We start from the raw sequence: 25976 nt of genomic DNA on the forward strand, positions 1-25976 counted from the left end.
GGTGAACGGCGGCGGGCTCAGGCCTTCTGGCGGCGGCGGCTGAGGCCGGCCATGGCGGCCAGAGCCACCAGGCTCAGGGCCAGGCTTTGTGGCTCGGGCACGTTGTTGCTGCCGGTCTTGAGCTGGCCGTTGAAAGCCGCGCCATGCTTGGCACCTTCCAGGTAGCCGTTGACATGCAGCTCCCACTGGCCGGCGCTCAGGCTCACAGGAGCCAGGGTCCACTCTTCGGCACCGTAGCCGGGCTTGGACCAGTCACGGCCCACGGTCTGGGTGAAGGACAGGCGGCTGGCCGGGTCGGCCTTGCCATTGCCATCGAGCTTGAGCAGGAACACCTCTTCCACGTCCACGGCCATATTGGCCTTGGTGAAGAGATTGCCGCTGACCAGGGTGTCGGCACTCAGCAGCAGGCCGCTGAAGACGTTGGCGAAGTTCTGGCCGCTCTTGTTGCCAACGCTCGGGTTCGAGAATGCGCCATCGGCCCCCAGAGTCAGCTGAGTGACCGGGCCGGCTTGGACTTGCGAAGCCAGGCCCATCAGGGCGGTGGCCAGGGACATCACGACGACAGCTTGTTTTGTACGCATCTCTATCACCCTCCGGTTCGAAAGTTTCGTGGTCTGAACCGGTGAAACCAGTCCAATCGAAAACCACTTCAATCTAGGGGGAGATGCTAGGGGAAGCCCCCGATGACGTCGCCCCCCTGAGCAGGGGCTCGGCACGCGTGCTCGTGTGAAAAGCACGGGAAGTCGGGGCTTTTAGAGATGTAGACCTAGGACCAGCAGGCCTGGCCCCATGAAAAACGCCCCGACAAGCGGGGCGTCTTTGGGCTCGCAAGCGCGCTGCGGCGCGCGGGCGATCAGCTCAGCTTGCCGTGGCAGGCCTTGAACTTCTTGCCGCTGCCGCAGGGGCAGGGGTCGTTGCGGCCGACATGGCCGTACTTGGACACATCGAAGCCATCGGCCGAGTCCTGCGAGACCGAGCCATCCTCGTTGGGGTGGGTGTAGGTGACGTTGCTGACCTGGTCGGCGCGGGCTTCCATGGCCTGGGCGGCGCGGTCAGCCTCTTCCTGCGACTGGATGCGCACATTGAGCAGGGTGCGGGTGACTTCCATCTTCACCACGTCCAGCAGCTGCGAGAACAGCTCGAAGGCTTCGCGCTTGTACTCCTGCTTGGGGTTCTTCTGCGCATAGCCGCGCAGATGGATGCCCTGGCGCAGATAGTCCAGCGAGGCCAGATGCTCGCGCCAGTGTTGGTCGATGCTTTGCAGCAGCACCATGCGCATGAAAGGCGTCAGCTGCTCGATACCGACGCGGGCGATCTTGTCGTTGAAGGAGGCATCGCCGGCCTTGACCACGGCTTCGACGATTTCTTCGTCGGTGATGGCGTCGCTCTTCTCGACCAGGGCCTTGAGCGGCACCTCCAGCTGCCACTCGTCGCGCAGCACGCGCTCCAGGCTGGCCAGATCCCACTGCTCTTCCAGGCTTTCGGCCGGGACGAAGGTGCGCACCACATCGGTCAGGCTGCTGGCGCGCAGATTGGCGATCTGCTCGACCAGGCTATCGGCTTCGAGGATGTCGTTGCGCTGCTGGTAGATGACCTTGCGCTGGTCGTTCGAGACGTCGTCGTACTCGAGCAGTTGCTTGCGGATGTCGAAGTTGCGGCCTTCGACCTTGCGCTGCGCGCTTTCGATCGATCGGGTGACGATGCCGGCCTCGATGGCCTCGCCCTCGGGCATCTTCAGGCGGTCCATGATGGCGCGCACGCGGTCGCCCGCGAAGATGCGCATCAGCTGGTCGTCCAGCGACAGGTAGAAGCGCGAGCTGCCCGGGTCACCCTGGCGGCCCGAACGGCCACGCAGCTGGTTGTCGATGCGGCGGCTTTCGTGGCGCTCGGTGGCGATGATGCGCAGGCCGCCCTGGGCCTTGACGGCCTCATGCAAGCCGGCCCACTCGCTCTTGAGCTTGGCGATGCGCTCGGCCTTGACCGAATCGGGCAGCGAGGCGTCGGCCTCGATGACCTTGATCTGGTTCTCGACATTGCCGCCCAGCACGATGTCGGTGCCGCGACCGGCCATATTGGTGGCGATGGTGATCACGCCGGGGCGGCCGGCCTGGGCCACGATCTCGGCTTCCTTGGCGTGCTGCTTGGCGTTCAGCACCTGATGCGGCAGCTTTTCCTTGTTCAGCAGGGCCGAGATCAGCTCGGAGTTCTCGATCGAGGTGGTGCCCACCAGCACGGGCTGGCCGCGCTCGTGGCAGTCGCGGATGTCGCGCACCACGGCTTCGAACTTTTCCTTGTTGGTCTTGTAGACCAGGTCCAGCTCGTCGCGACGCTGGGTCGGGCGGTTGGGCGGGATCACCACGGTTTCCAGACCGTAGATTTCCTGGAATTCGTAGGCTTCGGTGTCGGCCGTGCCGGTCATGCCGCCCAGCTTGCCGTACATGCGGAAGTAGTTCTGGAAGGTGATCGAGGCCAGGGTCTGGTTCTCGCTCTGCACCGCCACGCCTTCCTTGGCCTCCACGGCCTGGTGCAGGCCATCGCTCCAGCGGCGGCCGGTCATCAGGCGGCCGGTGAACTCGTCGACGATGGTGACTTCACCGTTCTGCACCACGTAATGCTGGTCGCGGTGGTAAATGTGGTGGGCACGCAGCGCTGCATACAGATGATGCATCAGCGAGATATTGGCCGCGTCGTAAAGGCTGGCGCCCTCGGGCAACAGGCCGGCTTCGGCGAGCAGGCGCTCGGCGTTGTCGTGGCCGTCTTCGGTCAGGTAGATCTGGTGCGACTTCTCGTCGACGGTGAAGTCACCCGGCTCGATCACGCCCTCGCCCGTGCGCGGGTCGAGTTCGCCAATCTGCTTCTTCAGGCGCGGTGCCACCTGGTTGATGGCCAGGTACACATCGGTCTGGTCGTCAGCCTGGCCCGAGATGATCAGCGGAGTGCGCGCCTCGTCGATCAGGATGGAGTCCACCTCGTCGACGATGGCGTAGGCCAGCGGGCGCTGCACGCGGTCGGCCACGTCGTGGACCATGTTGTCGCGCAGGTAGTCGAAGCCGTACTCGTTGTTGGTGCCGTAGGTCACATCGGCGGCGTAGGCGGCCTGCTTCTGCTCGCGCGGCATATTGGGCAGGTTGATGCCCACGCTCAAGCCGAGGAAGTTGTAGAGCTGGGCCATCCACTCGGCGTCACGCTTGGCCAGGTAGTCGTTGACCGTCACCAGATGCACGCCCTTGCCGGTCAGTGCATTCAGGTAGACCGGCAGCGTGCCCATCAGGGTCTTGCCTTCACCGGTGCGCATTTCAGCGACCTTGCCGGCATGCAGCACCATGCCGCCGATCAGCTGCACATCGAAGTGGCGCATCTTGAGCGCGCGCTTGCTGCCTTCGCGCACAACGGCAAAGGCCTCGGGCAGCAGGGCATCGAGCGATTCGCCCTGGGCCACGCGTGCCTTGAACTCGGCGGTCTTGGCCCGCAGGGCTTCGTCATCGAGGGCTTCGAACTTGGGTTCCAGCGCATTGATCTGCTGGACGACGCGGCGATAGCCCTTGAGCAAGCGCTCATTGCGGCTACCGAAAATCTGGGTGAGAAGCTTGGGCAACATGCAGCGTGATGGTTTGTTCGGTCGTGGAACGGGAGCCCGCCTGAGGCAAGCTCCTGGTGACGGCTGTCGCTGCCGGCGTGCATCGTGAAATTCGCGCCGCGAGACTGGGCCTTCTGTGTGAGACGGGTCTTCTTGTGTTGTTTCTGAATGCGCCCGGTCCATATGGGGCGTGCAGCCGCACTTGCAAGCGCGGCCCTACGCAAAATCCATGGTGCTCCAGGCGCAAAAGCCCGTCAGTTTAGCATTCGCCATTTGACAAACCTGGGGCCTCTCCCCCCCGGGCAAGCCCCGGCTTGCGGGGGCGTCAACAGCCAGCGCGCCTTACACTGCCGCCATGCGCGCACCGTTTCGAATCCGCCCCCCCGGCAGCCCCAGCCCGTGCGTGGTGCCCGACCCGCTGCCGATCTCGCAGGCCCTGGCCGGCCATGACGCCCTGGCCCGCCTCGGGCGTTTGCTGCATGAGTCGAAACGCCGCATGGCCGTGGTGGCCCCCGCCCTGCCCGGCGCGCTGAGCCGCTTCATCAAACCCGGCCCGATGGACGAAGAAGGCTGGAGCCTGATCGCTGCCAACGCCGCCGTGGCCGCCAAGCTGCGCCAGTTGCAACCACGGCTGGAGGAGTTGCTGGCCGAACAGGGCATTCAGCCGCACAAGGTGCGCATCAAGGTCGAGCAGCAGGGCTGAGGCCCGAGGCGCCGCTTCGGCGCCGGGCGGGTTCCAACCCGCCGCGGAAGGCAGGGACGAAAAAAAACGAGCCTTCTCGCGAAGACTCGTTTTTTCGTTTGTGCGTCTGGTGCCGGCTATCGGATTCGAACTGATGACCTACCGCTTACAAGGCGGTTGCTCTACCAACTGAGCTAAGCCGGCACTAGCCCTTCAGTATAGCCGGAGTTTTGACACCCCAAGCCCGAAGGATTCAAGAACGTGAAGCCAGACCCGATCGGTCTTGTCCTTCACTTGATCCGCTTGAGTGCGGGACGACCGGCACCCGGCCCCGGGCCGTCAGGCTCCGAGCCATCGCCCGGTGCCGCATCGGCGGCCGGAGCAGGCGAGGCCGGCACCGAAGTCAGCGCCGGGGCTGCAGCGGCAGGTTCAGGCGCCGCAGCAGGCGATTCAAGCGGCGATTCGGTCGCAGGTGACTCGTCAGCCGCCTCGGGAGCAGGCGAAGGCACAGAAGCCAGGCGCAAGCCACGCGCGGGCTTCGGCGCCTCCGCGACCGACGGAGACGCAGCCACAGCACCGGCAGCGGGCGCCGTGTTGTCGGCAAGCTCAGGCGCAGGAAAGGCCATGCCCTGCCCGTTCTCACGGGCGTAGATGGCCACCACATGATCGACCGGAACCATGATCTCGCGTGCGGTGCCGCCGAAGCGGGCCTTGAACTGGATGAACTCGTTGCCGAGGTCCAGGCCGCTGGTGGCGTCAAAGCCGACGTTGAGCACGATCTCGTTGTTGCTGACGTACTCCATCGGCACCTGCACGAGGCGGTCGACGTGGACCGCGATGTAGGGCGTGAAGCCGTTGTCAGTGCACCAGTCGTGCAGGGCGCGAATCAGGTAGGGACGGGTCGAGCTGCTGCCCGGCCCGCCCTTGTCGGGGCTTTGATCCATGTCGAACTCTTATGCTCGCTACGCTGCGGTCGGGGCTTACTTGCGCATCACCTTTTCCGAAGGCGTCAGCGCTTCGATGTAGGCCGGACGCGAGAAGATGCGCTCGGCGTACTTCAGCAGCGGCAGGGCATTCTTCGACATGTCGATGCCGTAGTAGTCCAGGCGCCACAGCAGCGGTGCGATGGCCACGTCGAGCATCGAGAAATCGTCGCCCAGCATGTACTTGTTCTTCAGGAAGATCGGGGCGAGCTGAGTCAGGCGGTCGCGGATTTGCGCGCGGGCCTTTTCCAGCTGCTTGTCGGTCGCCTTGACGGCCTGGCCGCGGCCTTCCAGCACGTTCACGTGAGCGAACAGTTCCTTCTCGAAATTCAGCAGGAACAAGCGCACGCGGGCACGGGCGACCGGGTCACCGGGCATCAGCTGCGGGTGCGGGAAGCGCTCGTCGATGTACTCGTTGATGATGTGCGACTCGTACAGGATCAGGTCACGTTCGACCAGGATGGGCACTTCGTTGTACGGGTTCATCAAGGCGATGTCTTCGGGCTTGGCGAACAAGTCCACATCACGGATCTCGAAGTCCATGCCCTTTTCGAACAGCACGAAGCGGCAGCGATGCGAGTAGGGGCAGGTGGTTCCAGAATAAAGCACCATCATGGCGGCAGGCTCCGAGAGGTCAGGTGAAAAGGCTGCGGGTCACATCGGGTCTTGCAGTGAGCCGCACAAAAGACAAACGCAGCGGGCGCTCCGGACGAGCCACCCACTGCGTGTTGGACCCGGCCGCCGCTCTCGCAGCTACCAGGACCGGGACGGAAGACGTTACTTCACGTCTTTCCAGTACGAGGCATTCAGGCGCCATGCGAACACCGTGAACACCGACAGGAACAAGAGCACCAACACGCCCAGGCGGAAGCGCTGGGCCTGGGCCGGCTCGCCCATCCATTGGAGATAGGCGACCAAATCGCCCACGGCGCTGTCGTACGCGCGAGCGTCCAGGGCACCGGGGGTCAGTTGCTCGAAGCCCTTGAAGACATGGACTGTCTTGCTGGCGTCATGCGGATCGGCTTCTTCAGCGAACTTGGCGCCGCGTTGGCCTTGCAGTTCCCACAGCACATGCGGCATGGCCACGCTGGGGAAGGCCAGGTTGTTCCAGCCCGTGGCCTTGGTGTCGTCGCGGTAGTAAGTGCGCAGATAGGTGTACAGATAATCTGCACCCGAACCCTTGGAGCCATCTGCACGCGAACGTGCGATCACGGTCAGATCCGGCGGCGTCGCGCCAAACCAGTCCTTGGCTTGCTTGGGATCCAGCGACACCTTCATGGTCTCGCCCACCTTGTCGCCCGCAAACAGCAGATTGCTCTTGATCTGCGCTTCGGTCAGGCCAAGGTCACGCAGACGGTTGTAGCGATTGAAGGCAGCAGCGTGGCAGTTCAGGCAGTAGTTGACGAACAGCTTGGCACCGTTTTGCAGCGCCGCCATGTCGGTCATCTTTTCCTTGGGGAACTTGTCCCACTCGATGCCGCCGCCGGCAGCATGAGCGCCGGAGACCAGCCCCATACCCAAAGACAGGGCGGTCAGCAGCGTAGCGATGAGTTTCTTCATTCTTTGGACTCCGGTGCTTGTTCAGTGGGCGTGGAAGGTCACACGGTCAGGCACAGCCTTGGGCGTGCCCAGCTTGCTCCACCAGGGCATCAGCAGGAAGAAGCCAAAGTAGAAGAGCGTGCCCACTTGCGAAACCAGCGTGCCGAGGTCGGTCGGCGGCTGGATACCCAAATAGCCCAGCACCAGGAAGAACACCACGAACACGGCATAGACATACTTGTGCCAGTCAGGGCGATAACGGATCGACTTGACGGGGCTGTGGTCCAGCCAAGGCAGGAAGAACAGAATCACCACGGCACCGCCCATCACCACCACGCCCCAGAACTTGGCGTCGAAGACTTTGAGCAGGAAGCAGGCCACCACGGCGAGCACCAGCACCGCCATTTTGGCCTTGCCGCTGAAGCTGCCCTTGATGACCGCCAGCAATGCGCCCAGCCCGATGATGCCCACCAGCACATTGACCATGGTGTCGGTCGTGGCGCGCAGCATGGAATAGAAAGGCGTGAAGTACCAGACCGGGGCGATGTGCGCTGGCGTCTTCAGCGGGTCAGCCGGGATGAAGTTGTTGTACTCCAGGAAGTAACCACCCAACTCCGGCGCGAAGAACACAACGCTGGTGAACGCAATCAGGAACAGGCTCAGGCCGAAGATGTCATGCACCGTGTAGTACGGGTGGAAAGGCACGCCGTCCAGAGGGTGCCCTTGGGCATCCTTGGGCGCCTTCGGGCCTTTGATTTCAACACCGTCGGGGTTGTTGGAACCCACCTCGTGCAGCGCAATGATGTGCGCCACCACCAGACCCAGCAGCACCAGCGGCACGGCAATGACGTGGAAGCTGAAGAAGCGGTTCAGGGTCGCGTCGCCCACCACGAAGTCACCGCGGATCAACAGGGCCAGATCCGGACCGACGAAGGGCACGGCCGCGAACAGGTTCACGATCACCTGGGCGCCCCAGTAGGACATCTGACCCCAGGGCAGCAGGTAACCCATGAAGGCTTCAGCCATCAGGCACAGGAAGATGCCGCAACCGAAGATCCAGACCAACTCGCGCGGCTTGCGGTAAGAACCGTACATCAGGCCACGGAACATGTGCAGGTACACCACCACAAAGAACGCCGAAGCGCCGGTGGAGTGCATGTAGCGGATCAGCCAACCCCAGGGCACATCGCGCATGATGTACTCGACCGAGGCGAACGCCAGATTGGCGTCGGGCTTGTAGTGCATCACCAGGAAGATGCCGGTGACGATCTGGATCACCAGCACCACCAGGGCCAGCGACCCGAAGATGTACCACCAGTTGAAGTTTTTCGGAGCGTAGTACTCCGAGAGATGCTCTTTGTAGAGCTTGCTAGCCGGGAAGCGGTTGTCCACCCACGTCAGCAGTTTTTCGCCAGCGCCAGCGCCGGCGGGAGCTTCTTTGAATTCAGCAGCCATGTTGACCTCTGTCCTTTAGCCTTGTGCGACTTGATGCCGGAGCATCAAGCCTTCTTGTCTTCGCCAATCAGGATCTTGGCGTCGGACAGGTACATGTGAGGGGGCACCTCAAGGTTGTCGGGCGCCGGCTTGTTCTTGAACACACGGCCAGCCAGGTCGAAGGTCGAGCCATGGCAGGGGCACAGGAAGCCGCCGTGCCAATCATCCGGCAGCGAGGGCTGAGGACCGGCCTGAAACTTGTCGCTGGGCGAGCAGCCCAGGTGCGAGCAGATGCCCACGCCGACGAAGAACTCGGGTTTGATCGAGCGATGGGTATTCTTGGCGTACTCGGGCGTCGGGTAGGCCTTGCGGTCCGAGTTCGGATCGGCCAGTTGGCCGTCAATACCCTTCAGGGCTTCCAACTGCTCGGGCGTACGACGGACGATCCACACGGGCTTGCCGCGCCATTCGACGGTCATCTTCTCACCCGGCTTGAGGCCGCTGATATCGGCTTCCACGGCTGCACCGGCGGCCTTGGCACGCTCGGACGGTGTGAAAGTACTGACGAAAGGTACGGCGGTGGCTACGCCGCCAACGGCACCGGCGCAACTTGTGGCGATGAGCCAAGTGCGCTTGCCGTGGTCCACTTGCTGGTCACTCATGAGGATCCTCAAACGAGACTTCTGATCGGGGGCAACCCGGGATTCTAACGGACGCTATCAGCTCTCAGTATCGGCAACCGCATCCGAAACTGTTTTCCGCGCCACAGTATCAGCGTTTTACCGCTGTGCGGGGCCATCGCCGTCGACAATCATGGCCGTTGCGCGCCCCATGGGCGCTCGCATGGTTTTTTATCCATCAACAAGGAAAGCGCGGCCTCTGGCCGCCCACGGAGAGATCGATGAGTTTTTTCTCGGAATTCAGGGAGTTTGCGGTCAAGGGCAATGTCGTTGACCTGGCGGTCGGCGTCATCATCGGCGGCGCCTTCGGCAAGATCGTCGATTCGGTGGTCAAGGATCTGATCATGCCCATCGTCGGCAAGGTGGTCGGCGGCCTGGACTTCTCCAATTACTTTGTGGTGCTGGGCAGCATCCCGGCCGATTTCAAGGGCGCGCAGACCTACGAAGCCCTGACCAAGGCCGGCGTGCCTCTGTTCGCCTACGGCAGCTTCCTGACCGTGCTGCTGAACTTCGTCATCCTGGCCTTCATCATTTTCCTGATGATCAAACAGATCAACCGCCTCAAGCGCGCCGACACCCCGGCGCCCGCCCCGGCCGAGGCTCCGGTGACGTCGGAAGACATCGTGCTGCTGCGCGAGATCCGCGACTCGCTGAAGCGCTGATCACCCGCCTGTGGCGCCGCTGAAACCGGCACCACCCCGCCCCGTAACGCCCGGACCGCCTGTAAGCAAAAGTTTCGCAGGCACCGGGCGTTAGCTATTTGGCAAGCTCAGGCGCCGAGACCCGCACATCTGGCTGGAGATGGCCTTGTATTGACGCGATACTGACCCCAGATTTGTGGCACGCTCACGACAGCTCCACCTCCACCCTCTTCATGAATTCGCCCGACCTCGGACTCAACCCCCATCTGGAGGCTGCCCTCCAGCGCATTCGCACAGCCGCCGAGCAGGCCTCGGAGCGCTGCGCCGAGGGCATGGGTCTGGCGGCGCTCTCGGCCGGCCAAGCCAAGCGGCGCGATCTGCTGCTGGCCACCCAGCTGGTGTTTCGCCGCCAGCAGGGCCTGTTCAGCCAACGCTTCACTCAGGAGCTGCGCCAGCAGCTGAGCCAGGAACAGGCCCCCAAGGCCGAAGCCACCACCGCCGCCAAGAAGGACTGGACCGAGCTGTCCCTGATGGACGATGACGCGGTCGACGCCCTGGTGGTCAGCGACCGCATCGGCCTGGCCATCGGCCACCAGAGTGAGTGGGAGCTGCGCGAGGTCGAGTCCTATGTGGCCAGCCTGCGCAACGGCGATCGCAACCCCCTGCGGCCCGAGCTGGTCGCACGCGCCCTGCTGGCCGCCGTCCACGCGGTGACCGAGGACAGCGAAAGCCGACAGATCCTGGTCGATGAAATGACGCGGGCGATGACACAGGAGATGCGCGCCTGCTATGCCGACATAGCGGAACTGTTCCGCCACCGCGGCCTGCGCCCGCAAGACCTGCGCGTGCGCGGCAACGAATCCCCCAACGCCAGCACCCGCGCGCAGGGCCTGGCCGGTGGCGCCTCGGTGCACGGCGAGCTCGATTCCGGCCCGGGTGGGCAGGCGCAGTTCAGCCACAGCGGCCCGCGAGGCAGCCGCAGCGAATTTGGTAGCAGTTACGGCGGCAGCAACTACGGCGGCGCCGGCCTGCCCAGCGGCCACAGCCGTTACGGCAGCGCCAACGCCGGCGGCATGGGCGTGGTCGACGGCCAGCTGATGGACCTGCTGCGCCGCCTGGCCCAGGCGCCGGCGCCGGCCGGTGTTTCCGGCTTCGGCGGCATGAGCGGCATGAGCGGCGGCCTGCCTTCAGGCGCGGTCGGCGGCCATGCTGGCGCCGCAGCCCTGGGCCCCGCGGCACTCGGCGCCGCGCCGGGCGACTGGGCCGAAGACTTCGGCGGCTCCGCCTGGCAAGGCGTGCAGCCACCCAATCTGATCCAGATCCACCGCGACGAGCTGCGTCAGGCGGCCACCGGGCGCCTGGACCACATGGTCATCGATGTGGTCAGCAGCCTGTTCGACCAGGTCTTGTCGGACCCCAAGGTGCCACCGCAAATGGCGCGCCTGCTGGCCCGGCTGCAGCTGCCGGTGCTGCGCGCGGCCCTGGGCGACCCGAGCTTTTTCTCCTCGCGCCGGCATCCGGTGCGCCGCTTTGTCAATCGCATGGCCTCGCTGGCCTGCGCCTTCGATGACTTCAGCGAAGCGCCCGGCAGCGATTTCCTGGCCCATGTGCGCGATCTCGTGCAGGAGGTCGCCAGCGGCGACTTCGACCGCATGGAGGTCTACGAAAGCAAGCTCGATGCCCTGGAGCGCTTCATCCAGGAGCAGATCGCTGGCACGCTGAAGAGCGCCAGCGAAGGCAGCGCCGTTGGCGATATGGCCGAGCTGCTGGACCGCAAGGAAATCGACCTGCGCCTGCAGCAGCGCTACACCCAGCAACTGCAAACCGCGCTGGCCCCCGTGCCCATGCAGGATTTCCTGCGCGATTTCCTGGCCCAGGTCTGGAGTCAGGCCATCGTGCTGTCCTCGCGCGACCCCAAGGGCACGCCCGAGCGCACCCTGCGCTTCCGTCAACTTGGCCGCGAGCTGGTGATGAGCGTGCAGCCCAAGGGCGGCACGGCCCAGCGACAGGCCTTCCTTGGCCAGCTGCCGGCGCTGATGCGCACGCTGAACGAAGGGCTGGACCTGATCGCCTGGCCCGAGCCCGCCCGCAAGGTCTTCTTCGGCGCCCTGCTGCCGGCCCATGCCGAATCCCTCAAGGGCGTGGCGCCCAGCGCGCTGGAAACCAATCTGCTGATCAAGCAGCTGGACGGCGTGTTCGGCTGCGCGCCGCCGGAAGAGCGCGACCTGCCCGCCGATGCACCGGTCACCGTGCCGCAAGACCTGGACATGGGCAGCCGCCTGAGCCCGCAGGAAGCCCAGAGCCTGGGCCTGGTGAGTGAAAGCGGGGTCGACTGGGACGGCACGGTCGACATCGTGCTCGGCGACGATGAACCGCCAGCGCCGCTGCAGGCCGTGGACATCAGCATCGACGGCCTGCCCGCCGCCACCGAAGCGCCCGAGCCCAGCGAGGGCGAGCTGCTGATCGACCACCTGCAGCTCGGTTTCGCCTACCGCATGCACACCGGCGACAGCTGGCACAAGGTGCGCCTGGCCCATATCAGCGCCGGTCGCAGCTTCTTCATCTTCACCCAGGGCGCCAAGCACCAGGAAACGGTCACCATGACCGCGCGCATGCTCAAGCGCCTGTGCGAATCGGGCCGCCTGCGCGCCTTTGAGCACGCCTACCTGATGGAGCGCGCGATCTCGCGCGCCCGCAAGCAACTGGCCGCCATCGGCAGCAAGGGCTGAAAACCTCAGGCCGCCTTTTCAGGTCGCCACTGGCGGCTGCATCAAGCGCCGCGCCATGCGAATCGCCGCCGCCATGCTGGCCGGATCGGCCCGGCCGCTGCCGGCCAGATCGAAGGCCGTGCCGTGATCGGGGCTGGTGCGGACAAAGGGCAGGCCCAGGGTCACATTGACGCCCTGCTCAACGCCCAGGTACTTCACTGGAATCAGGCCATGGTCGTGCGTCATGGCCACCACCACATCGAACTCGCCTGGGTGGCCGGCCGCATGGCGGGCGCGCATGAAGACCGTGTCGGGCGCGTAGGGGCCGCTGGCGTCCAGACCCTCGGCCCGGGCCTGCTGGATGGCCGGCGCGATGTGCAGGATCTCCTCATCGCCAAACAGCCCGCCCTCGCCCGCATGCGGATTCAAGCCCGCCACCGCGATGCGCGGCCGGGCGATGCCCATGCGCTGCAGCGCCTGATGGGTGATGCGCAGCGTCTCCAGCACCCGCGCGGCGCTGATCTGCTCGATGGCCTGGCGCAGCGAGCAATGGATGGTGACCAGCACCGTGCGCAGCTCCTCATTGGCCAGCATCATGCGCACCGGCGGCAAGGCCGCGCCGGCCAGCACCGAGCGCGCCTGCAGCAGCTCGGTATGCCCCGGGAAATCCACACCGGCCGCATGCAAGGCCTCTTTGTGGATGGGCGCCGTCACCAAGCCCTGGGCCTGCCCGGCCAGGAGGGCGGCCACCGAACCCTCGATGCACAGGGCCGCCGCCGCACCCGCGCGCGCCGAGATCTGGCCCAGCGCCTCATCGAGCAAACCCGCCGCCAGGCCCGGCGGTTGCCACGCCGGCAAGGCATGGGGCGGGCGCTGGGCAAAGTCCTGCAAACATTCCAGCTGCAGCACCGGCGCCTGCAGACCCATGAAGCCCAGGGCCCGGCGCAGCACGGCCACATCGCCGACCAGGCAGAGATCGCTGCGACCACTGCAATCCAGATCGGCCGCCCAGGCCGCCACCGCCACCTCGGGGCCGATGCCGCAGACATCGCCCATGCTGAGCAGCAAGGGCCGCGGGCTTGACGTGAGCGTGCTCATGCCGGATTGGGCAGATCGATGAACTGCTGGCTCAGGCCGAACTGCTGGGCCAGATGCTGACCCAGGGCCTGCACGCCGTAGCGCTCGGTGGCATGGTGGCCGGCGGCGATGAAGGCCACGCCGGTCTCGGCAGCCAGATGGGCTTGCGGCTCGGAAATCTCGCCGGTGACGAACACATCGGCGCCGGCCGCGATCGCCTGTTCGAAATAACCCTGAGCCCCACCGGTGCACCAGGCAATGCGCTTCAGCACCCGCCCATCACCGGGCGCCAGCACCGGCGCACGGCCCAGGCCCTGCTCGATCTGCTCGCCCAGGGCCTGCAAGCTCAAAGGCTGCGCAGCCGCACCGATGAAGCCCAGGTCCTGCTCGCCGAAGCGGCCGTCGGCCTGCCAGCCCAGCACGCGGCCGAGCTGGGCGTTGTTGCCGAGTTCGGCATGGGCGTCCAGCGGCAGGTGGTAGGCCAGCAGGCTGACATCGGCAGCCAGCAGGCGCGCCAGGCGCTGCTTCATCCAACCAGTGACGCGGCCGTCCTGGCCGCGCCAGAACAGGCCGTGGTGGACCAGGATGGCATCGGCCCCGGCGGCAATCGCCGCCTCGATCAAGGCCAGGCTGGCCGTCACGCCGCAGACCAGATGGCGCACCTCGGCCCGCCCCTCCACCTGCAAACCGTTCGGCCCATAATCCTTGAAACGGTCGACATTGAGCTCCATATGGAGATGTCGTTCCAGGCTGTGTCGTGAAGTCATCGGTGGGCCGCTCGGGTTCGGAAGAGGAGTTGTTGTAGTGCGCAGACTTTGGTTGATTTTCGCTCAGGCCACCACGGTGGTGCTGGCCCTGCTCTTCGTGGTCAGCACCCTGAAACCGCAATGGCTGCAAGGCCGCGGCCTCGCGGGCAGCGCCGTTGGCCCGGCCGCCAGCCTGCCCCTGTTCAAGATCGCCGAACCCAGCCCGGCCGCGCCGGCCGCCAGCGGCGCCTCCGCCCCGGCACGCAGCGGCTATGCCCTGGCCGCACGCCGCGCCGCGCCGGCCGTGGTCAGTATCACTGCCAGCAAGGCACCCAGCCGCACGGCCGACAGCAACGACCCCTGGTTCCGCTTCCATTTCGGCCCACGCGGCCGGGGTCAGCCGTCTGAGCGGCCGCAGACCGGCCTGGGCTCGGGCGTGATCGTCTCGGCCGACGGCTATCTGCTCACCAACAACCATGTGATCGAAGGCGCCTCGGACATCGAGGTCATGCTCAGCGACGGCCGCCAGGCCCGCGCCACCCTGGTCGGCAGCGACCCGGAGACCGATGTCGCCGTGCTCAAGATCGCACTCGAGCGCCTGCCCGTGATCCAGCTCGGCCATGCCGAGAGCCTGGAAGTGGGTGATGTGGTGCTGGCCATCGGCAACCCCTTCAATGTCGGCCAGACGGTCACTTCGGGCATCGTCAGCGCCCTGGGTCGCAACCAGCTGGGCATCAACACCTTCGAGAACTTCATCCAGACCGATGCCGCCATCAACCCCGGCAACTCGGGCGGCGCCCTGGTCGACGCCGAAGGGAACTTGGTCGGCATCAACACCGCCATCTTCTCGCGCAGCGGCGGCAGCCTGGGCATCGGCTTCGCCATTCCGGTCAGCACCGCGCGCCAGGTGATGGAGTCGCTGATCCGCGACGGCCAGGTCGCCCGTGGCTGGATCGGCGTGCAGACCCGCGAGCTGACGCCCGAGTTCGCCGAGGCCTTCAAGGTCACCGTCAAGCAAGGCGTGCTGATCAGCGGCGTGGTCGCCGACGCCCCGGCCGCCAAGGCCGGCCTCAAACCCGGCGATGTGCTGACCCGCGTCGGCGACACCCCGGTCGCCACCCCGGCCCAGTTGCTCGCCGCCGTCTCCGCCCTCAAGCCCAAGACCGGCACCCAGGTCACCGTGCAACGCGCCGGCCAACAGCTGGACATCGCCATCACCGTGGCCCAGCGGCCCAAACCGCAGGTGGAGCGGGAGTGAGGACGCAAGAGTCCAGGGGACTGGCTGCTGCGACACTTGCGGCATGAGAATTCTTGGCATTGACCCCGGCTTGCAGACCACCGGTTTCGGCATCATCGATGCGGATGGCCCGCGGCTGAGCTATATCGCCAGCGGCACCATCAAGACCAGCGCCGTGGCGGCCGGTGATCTGCCGGCGCGGCTGAAGATCATCTTTGACGGCGTGCGCGAGGTCTGCACGCGCTACCAGCCGCAATGCGCGGCGGTGGAGATCGTGTTCGTCAACGTCAACCCGCAGTCCACCCTGCTGCTGGGCCAGGCGCGCGGCGCTGCGATCACCGGCCTGGTGGCGAGCGATCTGACGGTGGCCGAGTACACCGCCCTGCAGATGAAGAAAGCCATCGTCGGCAACGGCCACGCCAAAAAGGAACAGGTGCAGCACATGGTGCAGCGCCTGCTCCAGCTGCCCGGCGAGCCGGGCAAAGACGCAGCCGACGCCCTGGGCCTGGCCATCATGCATGCCCACGCCAGCGTCAGCTTCGCGGCCATGAGCCGCAGCACGACCTTGCAGCGGCGGCAGCACGCGCAGTTCAAGGGGAGCAGAACGTATTGATTGGAGCCTTGGGTGAACGGGTGAAGTAGCGGGCGCCCACCTGTTCACCTGTTCACCTGTTCACCTGTTCACCTGTTCACCTGTTCACCTGTTCACCTAACATCACCTCTCCGCCCCCACCGAGAGCCACCAACCATGTTCGGCATCGCAGACTACGGCGCTTTTGTCGCCGCCATCCTGGTGTTTCTGTTGGTCCCCGGTCCGGGCAATCTGGCCCTGATCACCTCGACCAGCAAGGGCGGCTTGCGCGGCGGCATTGCGGCGTCCGCCGGCATCGTTGCCGGGGATCAGGTGCTGCTGTGGCTGGCGGTGGCCGGTGTGGCGGCCTTGCTGGCGGCCTACCCGACGGCTTTTGCCGCGGTGCAATGGCTGGGCGCCGGCTATCTGGCCTGGCTGGGCCTGAAGATGCTGCGCGCCAAGCCGGGCGCGGCACCGATTCTGAACATCCGGCCGCGCCAGTATTTCCAGCAGGCGTTTTTCATCACCCTGCTCAATCCCAAGGCCATCGTCTTCTACATGGCCTTCTTCCCGCTGTTCGTGGACCCGACGCAAAAGCCGGGCCTGCATACCTTCGCGGCCATGGCCGCCACCATCGCCGTGCTGGGCTTCAGCTACGGCGTGGTGGCCAGCTTGCTGACCCAGCACCTGGCGGCACGCATGCGCGCCAACCCCAGCATCGCCCGCTGGCTGGAGAAGCTGGCGGGGCTGATGCTGCTGGGCTTCGGCTTGCGGCTGGCGCTCAGCCGCTAGTTCCGCTGCGCGTTCAGGCGCTCAGGGCGCGGCGGCGACGGCTCAGCCCGACCACCACGGCCAGACCAGCCAAGCCCAGGGCCCAGCTGGCCGGCTCGGGCACGGCGCTGACGGTCAAGTCACCCAGGCTGTCCTGACCGTTGGCGCTGTAGGTGAAGCCGCTGCTGCCGAAAAAGGACTGCAGCTGCAGCGTGGCGCCCGGCGTGGCGAAGCCTGTGAAGCCGGCATTCGGGCCCAGCAGTTGGCCGCCTTCGAACTGAGCGTAGGGGTCGATGGCCTGAGCCAGTTGGAAGGTCTGGCCCAGGAAGCTGAGGCTCAGGCTGCTCAGTGCCACGGTGCCATCCGGGCCGGCCAGGGCGGCGGCTGCATCGTCAAAGCTGAACTGGCCGCTGAGCTGCTGGCCCAGCTGCGGGCCGAAATTGACCGTGCCACTGAAATTGAAAGTGGCAGCTTGCGAGGCCAAAGCGCCGGTGAACAAGGCCAGGGCGGCAGCGCCGCGGGTCAGGGTGTGCAAGAACTTCATGGTCTGGAATTCCCAGTAAAAGTGAACCGATGTGCGAGGGCGGCAAGCCCTCGCACCTGGGCATCAATAACGGTAGTTGACGGGGCTCAGCTGATCGCAGCGTAGGCCTTTGAGCTGCACCAGCGGGCGGCTCTTCTGGAAGCCCGAGCTGCCCTTGGCATCGATGCCGACCACGGCGTTGGCGCCGCTGTTGGTGCAGACGATGTGGCCTTGGGCAAAGGGGTCGGCCAGGTTCAGGCCCAGGCTTTGCAGCAGGGCGCGCACATCGAGCAGGTCGTCGGCGGGGTTGAAATCGGTGATCACATCGCCCGCATCGGCCATGCTGGTGTAGACGAACTGATCGCGGCCGGCGCCGCCGGTCAGGGTGTCGGCGCCGGGGCCGCCCTCGATGAGGTCGTCACCGGCCGTGCCCACCAGGGTGTCGCGGCCGGCCGTGCCCTTGATGGCCTTGTACAGGTTCAGGCCCAGCAACAGCGGGTCATGGTCGCTGGAGCGGAAGGGGTCGGCGCTGTAGTAGCCGGCCGGGTTGAACTCGGTGTTGTAGTCGATGACGGTGGGCTCGTCGGCATTGATGTGCCAGGAGTTGGCGCCAGTGATCTTGGGCACGATGGAGGCCGTGCCAAAACCATGGTCCAGCCGACCGGCAAAGCCATCGAAGACATAGGAGTAGTGCTCGGGGTCGATGCGGCCGATCAGGTCGACGATGCTGCCGCCTGCAGTCAGAGTCTCGATCGGATCCTCCTTCGCGTAGGCGTTGAAGTCACCGAGCAGGATCACATCCTGCGTGCCGGCCGCAGCCTGTACCTGGCTGACGAAGACCTTGAGACGCTGCGCCTGCTGCTGGCGGGTGGCGTTGTAGCAGCCTTGCAGATCGCCCTGGTCGGCGTCCGCGCCCGAGGCACCGCTGCAGCTCTTGGACTTCAGGTGGTTGACCAGCACCGCAAAACGCTCGCCATTGGCGGCGCGGAAGCCTTGCGCCAGGGTCGGGCGATTGTTGATGGGGTCAGTGTCAGATAAGGGCGCACCCACCGGGCTCAGCTTGGCCGGCTTGTAAATCATGGCCACGCGGATGGCGTCGTCGCCGGTGTCCGAGGGCAAGGCCACCGAGGCATAGGTGCCGGCCCCCATCACCTCGTTCAGGCTGTTCACCAGATGTTGAACAGCCACCTGGCCGTTGTTCTGGATTTCCATCAGGCCCACCACGTCGGCGTTCATGCGGCTCAGCGAGGCCACGATCTTGGCCTTCTGGCGGTTGAACTCATCGAGGTTGTTGGCGCCGCGGCAGTTGGCGGCCGAGCTGGTACCGCCGAGGCTGCAGCCCTGGCCGGTCTGGCCCGACGCCGTCTGGCCATTGACGAAGGTGGTGAAGAAATTCAGCACATTGGCGCTGGCGATGCGCACATTGCCGCCCACGGCCGGCGCAGTCTGCGGGCGCGGATTGCTGCGCTGGAACTGCGGCGTGCCCACCGGCTGCAGGCGGTACATCGAGGCACCGGTGGCATTGCTGGTGGCGGGGCCGAAGTCGATCACGCCGGTCAGCGACTCGATCGTGTCACCGGCGCGCACCGTGTTGTCCTGGCCCATGAAGGGCACGGGGTTGGGGTTCTGCGCCAGGCTGTTGTCGTCGAGGATGATGGCGCGTGCCAGATTGGCCTGAGCCAGGGCATTGGCATCCGGGCCGGGGCGCAGGATGTTGGTCGGGTTCAGCAGGCGGCCGCCGGCGGCCAGGGTCAGCTGGCCGTAGCGGCCCAGGAAGTAGTTCTGCTGCACGGTGATGGGGCCGCTCAGGGTGACCAGCATGCCCTCGTAGGCCTCCAATGCACCAGAGGCCAAGCGGCTCAAGTCGACGGCCGTCGGTTCGATCTGGTGGCCGCTGCTCAACACCGTCAGGCCGCTGATGTTCTTCAGCTGGGTGATGGTGCCCTGGCCGGCAGTGAACTCGGTGACCACTCCGCTGAGCTGCAGCTTCTGGCCCACGGCCACGGTGGGCGCGGTGCTGGTGAAGACGAAGATGCCGTCCGAAGTGGCGGGGTTGCCGTCGCCCAGCGGGTCTTGCAGGTAGAAGCCGGTGGGGCTCAGGTAGGTGACCACGCCGCCGGTGCTGACGCTCTGGTTCAGCAGCGGGCTGCTGGCGCCGCTGCCCTGGATGCTGTAGATGGGCGTGAGGCCGGCCACGTTCACCTTGAAGCTGCAGACCGCTGTCTGCGCTTCGTTGTTGGCCCATTGCAGATTGAGGCTGTAGCTGCCGCCGCCGACCGAGGCATCCACCTCGATCTCGGCCGTGGCCACGCCGCCATCGGCCTGGGCCGGGGTGAAGGCGCCCAGGGTGATGCCGGCGGGCCAGTTGCCGGAGATGGCGCGGGCGTTGACGATGCTGTCGGCGTCGCTGGCCGTCACGCTGAAGCGGCTGGTCTGGCCGGCCGTGACCGAGCTGTCGGGGCAGACCGGCACGATGGGCTGGTCGCCTGGCACCGTGCCGCCGCAGACGTTCGCCGGCGTGGCCGAGTTGCGCAGCAGCGGGCTGCCGATGTCGAAATCCTGGCTGTTGTTGTTGTCGTCCTTGCAGCCGGCATTCTTGCGCTGGGCCGAGCTGGTGTTCGAAAGCACCGGCGTGGGCGCCGTCTCGAAGCCGTTGGCGCCGCCGTAGCCGACCAGATCGATATAGCTGCTGGCAGCCGGGTTGGCGCCGCTCAGGGCGGTGCTGTTGGCCACCAGGGCGATCTTGCCGGCGCTGGCGCTGAGGTTGAGCGTGCCGGTGCCGTCCTGTGTGGTGATGTCGGCACCGAGGCTGCCGCCCGAGCCTTGGCGGATCAGCAGGTAGCGACCCGGCTGCAGCACCGTGTTGCTCAGATTGCTCAGGGCCGAGACGTTCCAGTTGCCGGTGCCGGTGGCGCTGGCGTACTGCAGCGAGTAGCCGGCCAGGTTGACCGGCTGGCTGCCGGCGTTGAAGAGCTCGACATAGTCGTGCTTGAAGCTCGGGCTGCCTGTGGTGGCACCACCGCCGCCGTAGACCTGGCTGATGACCAGACCATTGCTCGACGCCAGGGCCAGCGGGGCGGCGAACGCAGTGGCCAGGAGGCCGACGAGGGTGTTCAGTTTCATGAGGACTCCGACATGAACAGAAATGGAGGGACAGGAAGGTGGTGGGGGGAGAAACCGCAGCTTCGCCCCCTGGCCGAGCTGCAAACAAACGTTTGCCAGAGCAGTTTTTGAGGATTTCAAGCTCGGCGCAATAGATGCTAGTGCGGATAGATGACAACTTGAGACACCCGAAACACGGGGGGGCTGAGACCTGGACACGCTGCTGACAAGCCCAAGCAGGTACGCCTCCTAGAATCCCGCCCAGCCCCGCCAGCCGCGCCCGGCATGCCGACCCGCTGAAAGATGGGCCGCATCGACCGGCCGCAGCCCCGCCTCGCCCCAACCCGCAGCTCGCTCTCGACCCCATGACCCTGACCCAGATGCTCGCCGGCTTTGTGCGCCGGCATTGGCCGGCCTATGCCGGCTCGGCCCTGATGCTGGCGGGCATTGCCCTGCTGATCGTCTGGATCCCGCGCCAGGTGGGCCAGGTGGTGGACGGCCTGGTGGCCGGCCGATTGCAAGGCATGGCCCTGCTGCGCGAGCTGGGTTTGCTGGTCGGGGCGGGTGTGGCCATCTACCTGCTGCGCGTGGGCTGGCGACTGGCCCTGTTCGCCGCTGCCTACCGCCTTGGCCAGCAGCTGCGCACCCGGCTCTATGCCCGGCTGAGCCTGCAAGGCCCGGCCTATTTCCAGGCCAAGCGCACCGGCGACCTGATGGCCCTGGCCACCAACGACATCGACGCCGTCGAAATGGCTGCCGGTGAAGCCTTGCTCGCCGCCTTTGACGGCAGCCTGACCTTGCTGCTGGTGCTCTTGATGATGACGGTGGGGGTGGACTGGCGCCTGGGTCTGGCAACGCTCATTCCCTTCCCCTTCATGGCCTTCGCCTTCTGGCGCATCTCCAACCATGTGCACCAGGCCTGGCAGAGCTCGCTGGCCCAGTTCTCGGGCCTGAACCAGCATGTGCAAGAAGGCCTGAGCGGCGTGCGCACCCTGCGCGCCCTGGGCCTGCTGCCGCGCAACACCCGCCAGTTCAGCGAGCTGGCCGCCGGCGCCGGCGAGGCCAGCTTCCAGGCCCAGCGCTGGGAGGCGGCCTTCGAGCCCGCCGTCGGCATGACCCTGAGCGCGGCCATGGCCATCGCCCTGGGCCTGGGCGGCTGGCTGGTGGCGCGCCAGGAGCTGAGCATCGGCCAGCTGACCTCTTTCACCATGTACCTGGGCCAGCTGATCTGGCCCATGTTCGCCGCCGGCTGGGTGCTGTCCTTGCTGGAGCGCGGCCGCGCCGCCTGGGACCGCCTGGGCCCGGTGCTGGAAGCGCCACTGAGCTTGCAGGACGAAGGCCAGGCCGAGCTGCCGCGGGCCGCCACCCTGCGCTTCGAGGGCGTCAGCTTCAGCTACCCCGAGGCTCAGAAAGCCGCGCTGCAAGACATCGCGCTGGAGCTGCCGCCCGGCCAGACCCTGGGCCTGGTCGGCCCGACCGGATCGGGCAAGTCCACTCTGCTGCGCCTGCTGCTGCGCCAGTTCGAGCCCAGCCAAGGCCAGATCACCTTCGGGGGCCAGGTCTTGCCTGCGCTGCGCCTGGCCGCGCTGCGGCGCGCCCTGGCCTGGGTGCCGCAAGAACCGTTTCTGTTCTCGGCCCGCATTGCCGAGAACATCGCCCTGGCCCGGCCCGAGGCCAGCGCCGCCGAGGTCGAAGAAGCCGCACGCCTGGCCGCCGTGCACGAGGACATCCTGCGCCTGCCGCAGGGCTATGCCACCGAGATCGGCGAGCGCGGCGTGACGCTCTCGGGCGGCCAGCGACAGCGCGTGGCGATCGCTCGGGCGCTGCTCCATCTAGGTGTTCCAAGTGCCGGGCCAGCACATTCAGGCAGCATGGGGGTGTTGCTCCTGGACGATGCGCTCTCGGCCGTGGACACCGGCACCGAAACACAGATCCTCGACCACCTGCGCACCCAGCGCCGCCAGCGCCCCGAGCACAGCGCCATCATCGTCAGCCACCGCCTGAGCGCGGTCATGGAGGCCGATCAGATCCTGGTGCTGCGCGGCGGCCGCATCACCGAGCGAGGCAGCCACGCCGAGCTGCTCGCCCTGGGTGGCTGGTATGCCACGCAATGGCGCTATCAACAACTGGAGGCCAGCCTTGACGCACTCTGACACCGCCGCGGCAGGCAGCGACAGCAAGAACGAAAACAACAACGGCAGTACCGCCGAGGCCAGCAAGCCCGAGTTCCCTTGGGCCGCCGTCGGCTTGCTGATGGAAGCCGCCCAACCCGAGCGGCCCCAACTCTGGCGCGGCCTGGCCTGGCTGATCACGGCCGCCGGCCTGGAGGCGCTGGGGCCCATCCTCGGCAAGCATTACATCGACGCCTATCTGCTACCCGGCCGTTTCGACGGGATGGACGTACAGGCCATGGCCAGCCTGCTGGCCGCCCTGCTGCTGACCGGCTGGGCAGCCAGCTGGATCCGCTTCGCCCAGCTCAGCCGCATGGCCGGTGTGGCGCGGCGCTCGGTACAGCGCCTGCGCGAACGGGTCTACAACCATGTGCTGGCCCTGCCCATGGCCTTCTTCGACCGCGCCATCACCGGCCAGTTGGTCAGCCGCGTCACCAACGACAGCGAGGCGGTCAACACCCTGTACCGCCAGGTCTTGTACGTGATGCTCGACTCCAGCATCGTCGTGCTGGGCTCGCTGATCGCCATGGCGTGGTTGGATTGGCGGCTGATGCTGATCGTGGCCATGCTGGTGCCGGCCATGCTGATCATCATCAGCATCTACCGCCGCCTCAGCGCGCCGGCCGTGGCACGGGCGCGCGAGCTGCGCAGCGACATCAACGCCCAGATGGCCGAGAGCATGGCCGGCATGGCCATGCTGCAATCGGCCGGCGCGGCGCCGCGCTTCAGCGCCCGCTTCGAGGCCACCAATGCCCAGCACCGGAGCGCCCGCGTGCGCGAGCTCAGCGCCAATGCCTGGCTGCTGCGCCCGGCCCTCGATTTGCTCAATGTGCTGCTGCTGGTGACCGTGATCTACGGCTTCGGCCAGCGCGATCTGAGCGGCTTGGAGGTGGGCTTGCTCTACGCTTTCCTGAGCTATATCGCCCGCGTGGTCGAACCGCTAAGCCAGATCACCCTGCAGTTCAGCCAGCTGCAGCAATCGATGATTGCCGCCGCGCGCGTGCGCAGCCTGCTGCAAGAAACCGCGCCGGTCAGCAGCGCACAGACGGCCGGCCGGCGCATCGAAGCCGGCGAGATCCGCATCGAACACCTGGCGTTCAGCTACCAGCCCGGCCGCCCGGTGCTGGAGCGCCTGAACCTGCACTTCGAGCCCGGCAGCTTTGTCGGCATCGTCGGCCACACGGGCAGCGGCAAGTCCACCCTGCTATCCCTGCTGCTGCGCTTTTACGCACCCCAGCAAGGCCGCATCACGATCGACGGCCAGGCCCTGGACAGCGTGCCCGACGAGGCTTTCCGCAGCGCCGTGGGCCTGGTGCCGCAAGAGCCCTATCTGATGGCCGCCAGCGCGCGCGAAAACATCACCATGGGCCGCCCCGACATCAGCGAAGCCCAGATGCGCGAGGCCGCCCGCGCCGCACGCATCGACGACTTCCTGTCCGCCCTGCCCCAGGGCTATGACACCTTGCTCGGTGAAGGCGGCGCGCGCGTCTCCACCGGCCAGAAGCAGCTGATCGCCATGGCCCGCGCCTTGGCCGGCGCACCCAAGATTTTGTTCCTCGACGAAGCCACCTCCAATATCGACAGCGCCACCGAACAAATCGTCGGCGAGGCCCTGACGGCGCTGCGCGGCCGCGTCACCGTGGTGGCGATTGCCCACCGCCTCTCCACCATCCGCGAAGCCGACCAGATCGTCGTCCTCAACCACGGCCATTTGGTCGAACGCGGCAGCCACAGCGAACTGATGGCGATCGAGGGCGGGCTGTATCAGAGGTTGGTGCAGTTGCAGGATCTGAGTGAGTGAGTGAGTGAGGCGGGAGGATGTGAACAGGTGAACAGGTGAACGGGTGAACAGGTGAACGTGTGAATGTCGGTGAAATAACGCTGTGATCTGATGGCAACATAGCCACCTACGGTTCGCCTGCCAACGCCGCACGAACCAGCTAGGCTATTTGTAACAAGCGCGGCTTTTGACGTGAAAATTAATGCTGAATGAAATGCAGACAATCAGCAGGAAAACTCAATTCCGACAGGCATTTGCTTGGCCATGCATACTGCCGGTTATTGCGACGACAGCCGTGATATGCGGCGTTTGCCAGCGATATAAAACAAGTTAGAGCTATGAGTCTGCGCGTTGAATCGAAGCTCGCTTGGTGGCTGCTATTTGCAGCATCAGTTGTTCTTCTTCCCGTCATCCCGCCTGCCAGCGTCATGGGCGTGGGCTGGCTGTTTCCGGGGCAGGTCCCGTGGTTCTTTGCCGACGCATCGGTCCCTATCGGTGCGCTTCTTGCGGTGTCAGCAGTTACTTTCCTGCTCACGCGCACCAACTTCTACTTGGCCATACGTCTTGTTACCCTTTGTGCAGTTATTTTTTGCATGAGCTTCTTTGCTCGCACCGAGCTTGTTTTCGCGGAAGCGTGCGTCACTCAGCGTGGTTCACACATCAACTTTCAGCAACAGCAGCGCGACCGAGAAGCTACAAAGGGAGCCACCTGTGATTCATAGCTCTAACCGGTCGCTCGAGTGGACCTCCGCCAGCTGGCCGCGCTACGCTGCCTGTATATTTTCAGCTCCGCGCGGCCAGCTGGCTTCGGCCCCTCAGCTCGGACGCTATGCAGCAGGCTAAGAGAACTTCGACGATCCGTGTTCGGTTGGGCGCTCGCGGCGATCGCGCTACGCAACGGGCCGAGGCTTTCTCGGGTTCGGGCTGGCCGCAAACAGCTCCCGCTTTCGGTCGCCGTGATCTCGCCGGTTCTAGCCAAGCTGGCCTTTCGCTTTCCTCAGTTCGCCGCCCGCCGCATGGTGAGGAGGCAGCCTGTCGCCTCGGGCGCCTGCGGCGTTGGTACCGCTTCGGTATGCTCTCGGCCACTTCCACCGCAGTGCCTCCGAAGGTGGCTCTGCATAGCCGGTCGTTGCAGCGGACCGCCTGCGGCGTCCGCTGACCTTTACGTTAGGTTTCCATTGAGCCAATCGACCCCTGCCGCGAAAGGAATCATCGGCCGCTCGTTTGAACAGGGCATGCGGGTGGTTTGGAGCTTTGTAGACGAGCTGCCTGACGAATCGACACGCCAATCGAAGCCTTGGCTCGCTGTGGTGTCCTGGCCTTATGACGGATCGACGAGCGAGGGCATGCCTGACGAGGCCTTGCAGGCGTCGATGCGAGGACTGGAAGAGGCGCTATATCCTTTGGAGGACACTTCGCTCTGCTTCTCGGCCTATCGAAGAACCGGAAACGGGCTCAAAGAGTTCGTCTTCTATGTCGGAGATCGAGACATGTTCATGAAGCAGCTGAACGATTTGCTTGCCGAGCATCCGCGATACCCTCTGGAGATCAAGTTCTACGAAGACAGGGGTTGGTCCGACTTCGAGAAGCTGATTTCAGATTTCCGGAAACCTAACCAGTTACAGGGACTTCCCACCGCGTCAACACCGTCTCATTGAATCCCCCTGCAAGACCTGCCCCCGATTGATCTGGATTGCACACGCCGACTCGGACGAAGGGCTGAACAGAGAACAGACTGCCACTCTACAGACGGC

Annotated in this window: 21 protein-coding genes and 1 tRNA gene; 10 read left to right on the plus strand and 12 right to left on the minus strand. The window is 65.6% G+C overall.

Annotation, left to right across the window (positions count from 1 at the left end):
* Window positions 1-17 precede the first annotated feature (17 nt).
* Window positions 18-581: a PEP-CTERM sorting domain-containing protein gene (locus AC1Q6P_RS19140; RefSeq protein WP_108724336.1), complete on the minus strand. Its 564-nt coding sequence runs from the start codon at window positions 579-581 to the stop codon at window positions 18-20.
* A gap of 272 nt (window positions 582-853) precedes the next feature.
* Window positions 854-3598: a preprotein translocase subunit SecA gene (gene secA, locus AC1Q6P_RS19145; protein ID WP_492665459.1), complete on the minus strand. Its 2745-nt coding sequence runs from the start codon at window positions 3596-3598 to the stop codon at window positions 854-856.
* 334 nt (window positions 3599-3932) lie between these two features.
* On the opposite strand from secA, the gene AC1Q6P_RS19150 reads away from it, so the two are divergent.
* Window positions 3933-4280, plus strand: coding sequence for a hypothetical protein (locus AC1Q6P_RS19150; protein WP_492665458.1), 348 nt, complete (start codon window positions 3933-3935; stop codon window positions 4278-4280).
* 107 nt (window positions 4281-4387) lie between these two features.
* Here AC1Q6P_RS19150 and AC1Q6P_RS19155 read toward each other — a convergent pair.
* The 6 genes from AC1Q6P_RS19155 to petA form a co-directional block, all read right to left on the minus strand.
* A tRNA-Thr gene (locus tag AC1Q6P_RS19155) sits at window positions 4388-4463 on the minus strand.
* A gap of 86 nt (window positions 4464-4549) precedes the next feature.
* Window positions 4550-5203 (minus strand): ClpXP protease specificity-enhancing factor, encoded by a 654-nt coding sequence (locus tag AC1Q6P_RS19160; RefSeq protein WP_492665457.1) that lies wholly within the window; start codon window positions 5201-5203, stop codon window positions 4550-4552.
* A 36-nt stretch (window positions 5204-5239) separates the two neighbouring features.
* Window positions 5240-5857 (minus strand): glutathione S-transferase N-terminal domain-containing protein, encoded by a 618-nt coding sequence (locus AC1Q6P_RS19165; protein WP_102766301.1) that lies wholly within the window; start codon window positions 5855-5857, stop codon window positions 5240-5242.
* 162 nt (window positions 5858-6019) lie between these two features.
* Window positions 6020-6802, minus strand: coding sequence for a cytochrome c1 (locus AC1Q6P_RS19170; RefSeq protein WP_171826798.1), 783 nt, complete (start codon window positions 6800-6802; stop codon window positions 6020-6022).
* Window positions 6803-6823: 21 nt separating this feature from the next.
* Complete coding sequence (locus AC1Q6P_RS19175; protein ID WP_102766299.1) at window positions 6824-8236, minus strand: cytochrome b; 1413 nt, start codon at window positions 8234-8236, stop codon at window positions 6824-6826.
* A gap of 44 nt (window positions 8237-8280) precedes the next feature.
* On the minus strand, window positions 8281-8877 hold the full coding sequence (gene petA / locus AC1Q6P_RS19180; protein WP_102766298.1) for a ubiquinol-cytochrome c reductase iron-sulfur subunit: 597 nt from the start codon (window positions 8875-8877) through the stop codon (window positions 8281-8283).
* Between the two features lie 239 nt (window positions 8878-9116).
* Between petA and mscL the strand changes: the two genes are divergently transcribed.
* A complete protein-coding gene (gene mscL / locus AC1Q6P_RS19185; protein WP_492665456.1) occupies window positions 9117-9557 on the plus strand; it encodes a large conductance mechanosensitive channel protein MscL in 441 nt (146 codons plus the stop codon).
* 212 nt (window positions 9558-9769) lie between these two features.
* Window positions 9770-12265, plus strand: a complete 2496-nt coding sequence (locus AC1Q6P_RS19190; protein WP_492665455.1) for a DUF1631 family protein — start codon at window positions 9770-9772, stop codon at window positions 12263-12265.
* 18 nt (window positions 12266-12283) lie between these two features.
* Here the strand turns inward: AC1Q6P_RS19190 and pdxA are convergent, their stop codons facing one another.
* Window positions 12284-13342, minus strand: a complete 1059-nt coding sequence (pdxA, locus tag AC1Q6P_RS19195; RefSeq protein WP_492665454.1) for a 4-hydroxythreonine-4-phosphate dehydrogenase PdxA — start codon at window positions 13340-13342, stop codon at window positions 12284-12286.
* Window positions 13339-14088, minus strand: a complete 750-nt coding sequence (locus tag AC1Q6P_RS19200; RefSeq protein WP_102766294.1) for a Nif3-like dinuclear metal center hexameric protein — start codon at window positions 14086-14088, stop codon at window positions 13339-13341. Before AC1Q6P_RS19200 ends, pdxA begins: the two co-directional genes overlap by 4 nt.
* 37 nt (window positions 14089-14125) lie before the next feature.
* On the opposite strand from AC1Q6P_RS19200, the gene AC1Q6P_RS19205 reads away from it, so the two are divergent.
* From AC1Q6P_RS19205 to AC1Q6P_RS19215, 3 genes are all read left to right on the plus strand, one after another.
* Window positions 14126-15325: a S1C family serine protease gene (locus AC1Q6P_RS19205; RefSeq protein WP_492665453.1), complete on the plus strand. Its 1200-nt coding sequence runs from the start codon at window positions 14126-14128 to the stop codon at window positions 15323-15325.
* Between the two features lie 43 nt (window positions 15326-15368).
* On the plus strand, window positions 15369-15917 hold the full coding sequence (gene ruvC / locus AC1Q6P_RS19210; RefSeq protein WP_492665452.1) for a crossover junction endodeoxyribonuclease RuvC: 549 nt from the start codon (window positions 15369-15371) through the stop codon (window positions 15915-15917).
* A gap of 135 nt (window positions 15918-16052) precedes the next feature.
* Window positions 16053-16667 (plus strand): LysE family translocator, encoded by a 615-nt coding sequence (locus AC1Q6P_RS19215; protein WP_492665451.1) that lies wholly within the window; start codon window positions 16053-16055, stop codon window positions 16665-16667.
* A 13-nt stretch (window positions 16668-16680) separates the two neighbouring features.
* Here the strand turns inward: AC1Q6P_RS19215 and AC1Q6P_RS19220 are convergent, their stop codons facing one another.
* Window positions 16681-17190 (minus strand): PEP-CTERM sorting domain-containing protein, encoded by a 510-nt coding sequence (locus AC1Q6P_RS19220; RefSeq protein ID WP_492665450.1) that lies wholly within the window; start codon window positions 17188-17190, stop codon window positions 16681-16683.
* A gap of 63 nt (window positions 17191-17253) precedes the next feature.
* Window positions 17254-20292 (minus strand): ExeM/NucH family extracellular endonuclease, encoded by a 3039-nt coding sequence (locus AC1Q6P_RS19225; RefSeq protein WP_492665449.1) that lies wholly within the window; start codon window positions 20290-20292, stop codon window positions 17254-17256.
* Window positions 20293-20636: 344 nt separating this feature from the next.
* Here AC1Q6P_RS19225 and AC1Q6P_RS19230 point away from each other — a divergent pair, with 344 nt between their 5' ends.
* The 4 genes from AC1Q6P_RS19230 to AC1Q6P_RS19245 all read left to right on the plus strand — a co-directional run bounded on the left by AC1Q6P_RS19230 (window position 20637) and on the right by AC1Q6P_RS19245 (window position 25880).
* Entirely contained in the window at window positions 20637-22424 is a 1788-nt protein-coding gene (locus tag AC1Q6P_RS19230; RefSeq protein ID WP_492665448.1) for an ABC transporter transmembrane domain-containing protein, read from the plus strand.
* Window positions 22425-22524: 100 nt separating this feature from the next.
* Window positions 22525-24243 (plus strand): ABC transporter ATP-binding protein, encoded by a 1719-nt coding sequence (locus AC1Q6P_RS19235; protein WP_492665516.1) that lies wholly within the window; start codon window positions 22525-22527, stop codon window positions 24241-24243.
* A gap of 317 nt (window positions 24244-24560) precedes the next feature.
* Window positions 24561-24944, plus strand: coding sequence for a hypothetical protein (locus tag AC1Q6P_RS19240; RefSeq protein WP_492665447.1), 384 nt, complete (start codon window positions 24561-24563; stop codon window positions 24942-24944).
* A 456-nt stretch (window positions 24945-25400) separates the two neighbouring features.
* Complete coding sequence (locus AC1Q6P_RS19245; protein ID WP_492665446.1) at window positions 25401-25880, plus strand: DUF695 domain-containing protein; 480 nt, start codon at window positions 25401-25403, stop codon at window positions 25878-25880.
* The last annotated feature ends 96 nt before the right edge of the window (window positions 25881-25976 follow it).

It is taken from the genome of Roseateles sp. GW835-FHT13E02 (genome assembly GCF_058794035.1).

Bases quoted from the DNA above. Each gene is read 5' to 3' on its own strand.
- mscL (WP_492665456.1), top strand. From the start codon at position 9,117: ATGAGTTTTTTCTCGGAATTCAGGGAGTTTGCGGTCAAGGGCAATGTC.
- AC1Q6P_RS19230 (WP_492665448.1), top strand. From the start codon at position 20,637: ATGACCCTGACCCAGATGCTCGCCGGCTTTGTGCGCCGGCATTGGCCG.
- AC1Q6P_RS19175 (WP_102766299.1), bottom strand. From the start codon at position 8,236: ATGGCTGCTGAATTCAAAGAAGCTCCCGCCGGCGCTGGCGCTGGCGAA.
- AC1Q6P_RS19220 (WP_492665450.1), bottom strand. From the start codon at position 17,190: ATGAAGTTCTTGCACACCCTGACCCGCGGCGCTGCCGCCCTGGCCTTG.
- pdxA (WP_492665454.1), bottom strand. From the start codon at position 13,342: ATGAGCACGCTCACGTCAAGCCCGCGGCCCTTGCTGCTCAGCATGGGC.
- AC1Q6P_RS19225 (WP_492665449.1), bottom strand. From the start codon at position 20,292: ATGAAACTGAACACCCTCGTCGGCCTCCTGGCCACTGCGTTCGCCGCC.
- AC1Q6P_RS19240 (WP_492665447.1), top strand. From the start codon at position 24,561: ATGAGTCTGCGCGTTGAATCGAAGCTCGCTTGGTGGCTGCTATTTGCA.
- AC1Q6P_RS19235 (WP_492665516.1), top strand. From the start codon at position 22,525: ATGGAAGCCGCCCAACCCGAGCGGCCCCAACTCTGGCGCGGCCTGGCC.
- secA (WP_492665459.1), bottom strand. From the start codon at position 3,598: ATGTTGCCCAAGCTTCTCACCCAGATTTTCGGTAGCCGCAATGAGCGC.
- AC1Q6P_RS19215 (WP_492665451.1), top strand. From the start codon at position 16,053: ATGTTCGGCATCGCAGACTACGGCGCTTTTGTCGCCGCCATCCTGGTG.
- AC1Q6P_RS19150 (WP_492665458.1), top strand. From the start codon at position 3,933: ATGCGCGCACCGTTTCGAATCCGCCCCCCCGGCAGCCCCAGCCCGTGC.
- AC1Q6P_RS19200 (WP_102766294.1), bottom strand. From the start codon at position 14,088: ATGACTTCACGACACAGCCTGGAACGACATCTCCATATGGAGCTCAAT.
- petA (WP_102766298.1), bottom strand. From the start codon at position 8,877: ATGAGTGACCAGCAAGTGGACCACGGCAAGCGCACTTGGCTCATCGCC.
- AC1Q6P_RS19190 (WP_492665455.1), top strand. From the start codon at position 9,770: ATGAATTCGCCCGACCTCGGACTCAACCCCCATCTGGAGGCTGCCCTC.
- AC1Q6P_RS19170 (WP_171826798.1), bottom strand. From the start codon at position 6,802: ATGAAGAAACTCATCGCTACGCTGCTGACCGCCCTGTCTTTGGGTATG.
- AC1Q6P_RS19160 (WP_492665457.1), bottom strand. From the start codon at position 5,203: ATGGATCAAAGCCCCGACAAGGGCGGGCCGGGCAGCAGCTCGACCCGT.
- AC1Q6P_RS19140 (WP_108724336.1), bottom strand. From the start codon at position 581: ATGCGTACAAAACAAGCTGTCGTCGTGATGTCCCTGGCCACCGCCCTG.
- ruvC (WP_492665452.1), top strand. From the start codon at position 15,369: ATGAGAATTCTTGGCATTGACCCCGGCTTGCAGACCACCGGTTTCGGC.
- AC1Q6P_RS19165 (WP_102766301.1), bottom strand. From the start codon at position 5,857: ATGATGGTGCTTTATTCTGGAACCACCTGCCCCTACTCGCATCGCTGC.